General features: G+C 37.4%; 3 protein-coding genes. All 3 read right to left on the bottom strand.

Translation table 11 applies throughout. From position 1 onward, the window contains the following. Positions 1–186: 186 nt before the first annotated feature. On the bottom strand, positions 187–813 hold the full coding sequence (locus MHO32_RS25515; protein ID WP_239214990.1) for a hypothetical protein: 627 nt from the start codon (positions 811–813) through the stop codon (positions 187–189). A 135-nt stretch (positions 814–948) separates the two neighbouring features. After that, complete coding sequence (locus MHO32_RS25510) at positions 949–1,254, bottom strand: hypothetical protein (RefSeq protein WP_239214988.1); 306 nt, start codon at positions 1,252–1,254, stop codon at positions 949–951. 253 nt (positions 1,255–1,507) lie between these two features. After that, positions 1,508–2,260, bottom strand: coding sequence for a DUF2971 domain-containing protein (locus MHO32_RS25500; protein WP_140336080.1), 753 nt, complete (start codon positions 2,258–2,260; stop codon positions 1,508–1,510). Positions 2,261–2,436: the final 176 nt, after the last annotated feature.

Genomic DNA, 2,436 nt, shown 5'->3' with positions numbered 1-2,436 from the left:
ACTCTACAACTTTACCTTTGATCATCGAACTCTACTTTTTATTTCTCTCTTGTGGGCTAACGCCCTGTTAAGGTGTGAGCAACGCAATACCGAAGCCCCTGCATACCACCTTAAACACTAAACGCAACGCATAGCAAAAATGCCAAGCGTTGCGAATCACTCTTAAACAGATTGTTAGCAAGCTATTTAGCCACTAAATGCAGTAGCTAGAGATCGAAGATCTTCTATATTTGTTGGTGTTGGATTTTGAACAATATCATCATTTATCTTTAAAATAATAGATTTTAGAATATCAGTCCTGTTCCTAAAGTTATATTTAGATTTTAAACTTGAAATATCATTCATAGCTGAATCACCGACTTTAAATGACAGCCTTTTTGTTGACTTAACGGTTTTATCATCACTCTGAATCAAGTCAATTAAATTAGAAGAATCATAACGTTCTATGCTCAATGAATGTAGGTAATAAAGGATAAGATGCTTATTAAAGTTTTCATCTAACTCATGATCTATTTTATATGTCGCCATATTTAAAATATCAAGGTAATGAGCTGGAACTCTTAACTCTATAGATTTCTTAGCTTTCTGCAATTCCTTCGCAACTCGAATCGTCGATTGCTGAGGAATACTCGCTACATTATCACAAGTGTCGCAAACAGCGACTAAGACGTCTTTAGCTACACCCGGTGTATTACTAAATTCAACGTCTCTAACTTTCATTGTTGCACTTTTCAAAGCTTTACAGTGCTGACAACCAACTGTTAGCTTGTCTAATTCTCTATAAAATTTCATATCATCTTTATGCGTAAACATCTAATTGATACGCACTTCTCCTCTTTGCCTAACGCCGCGTTAAGGGGTGAGCAACGCTTCCACTTAACATTTATTTGCATTGGATACAGCTAAAATGCTATCTGAAATAACACTTTAGCTGTAAACGTCTATCCCCTACTCACTTTCATGAACACTAATAAATATAGTATTCGGGTCACTAAAGTAAAACTTGACGTACCACTTGCAACCGTCAACAGACGGTTTGCAAATATGAACATCAACACCTTCATATGTGTCATGCTCTCGCTCTTCGTGCGTCTGACCTGTAGTATTTCTTAGTAGACGTACTACAAAATCTGGGTCAACCTTTCCTGTCAGCAATAAGTTTTTTTCATCGACTTTACTCCGTTCGGTTTCATGTTGTACCGAGCCTTCTTTAAGACACTTTATTGCTTTCTTCTTTACATCTGAAAATCCCACTGTTCTTTCCTTAAATCACATATAGCTAAACTGCAGCTATACCACTAAGAAGAATTGTACATCATATTTCGTACATTTCAACATTTGTACGAAAATTTATGTACAATAAAAGGTAGAGTAATGACCAGGAGATTGCTAACGCCCTGTTAAGGTGTGAGCAACGCAATACCGAAGCTCCCGCATACCATCTTAAACACCAAACGCAACGCATAGTGAAAATGCCACGCGTTGCGAATCACTCTTAAACAGATTGTTATACAAATTCTAACCGATATTGCTCTTTAGCTTTTACTGCGCGCTTAAACGATAGACTTACGTCATGTTTACGTTCAAACGATTTAACTAATAGCTGCAACTCATTCAAATCTGCATCTGACATTTTAGCTCCGGCAATAACACCTGTTATCAACTTCGGATAAAAAGAATGTATTCCAGGACCTGCAATATGAGCTAAACACCTATGCTCTTGCTCGTATTCCCAATCTTTTGCTTTTACCAGAAATTGCTCAGCTAGAGCCTCAAAGCCATCAGCCTTTCCCATCGTAACCTTGGGCATATCACTTTTGTACTGCACAGCCCATGCAATTAACAAATATTCAGGCGTCTCCAAAAACTCAGCAAAATTTGTTGGTGTTTCAAACTCTACAACAAAACCTTTATGATTATCCGCATAGTGTGACCACATTAAGATATTTTCAAAAGTCTCAGAAAGAGAACATATACCAAAACTTGAGGTCATGCTTTTAGTAAAATCTCCGGACACCAATGAACTTTTGAGGTTCTCGATCATTGTCCCCTCATCTGCTACATTCCCTTGAAAAACCATCTTAGCATTCTCAAGTAAATCAGTTCTCGACAAAGCATATTCTAACGACTTTTCAACATCATAAGAGACAACACAGTCAAATGGATCATTAAACTCCTCTGCTGACGAAAACTTCATAGTGCAATTTGACAGGATGTTCTTAGAACCATCTGAAAATGGAACATATTTGTACAGCTTCAATTTTTCACCTATTTGTATAACGCCTTGCTAAGGTGTGAGTAACGCAATACAAAAGCTACCGCACAGAGCCTTAATCACATAAGCCACCGCAAAGTAAAAATGCCACGCGTTACGAATCACTCTTAAGCAATTTGTTAGTACATGCGCTACTTCTATTTATGCGCTCCAAGATATTG

The organism is Vibrio sp. MMH1-50, from assembly GCF_022347645.1.
In the GTDB taxonomy this organism is placed as follows: Bacteria; Pseudomonadota; Gammaproteobacteria; order Enterobacterales; family Vibrionaceae; genus Vibrio; species Vibrio harveyi.
Note: the sequence above shows the minus strand (reverse complement) of the source record. Positions and strands in the feature narration are given on the sequence as shown.

Excerpts from the sequence above, each read along its gene's own strand:
- MHO32_RS25515 (WP_239214990.1), bottom strand. The coding sequence starts at position 813 with ATGTTTACGCATAAAGATGATATGAAATTTTATAGAGAATTAGACAAG.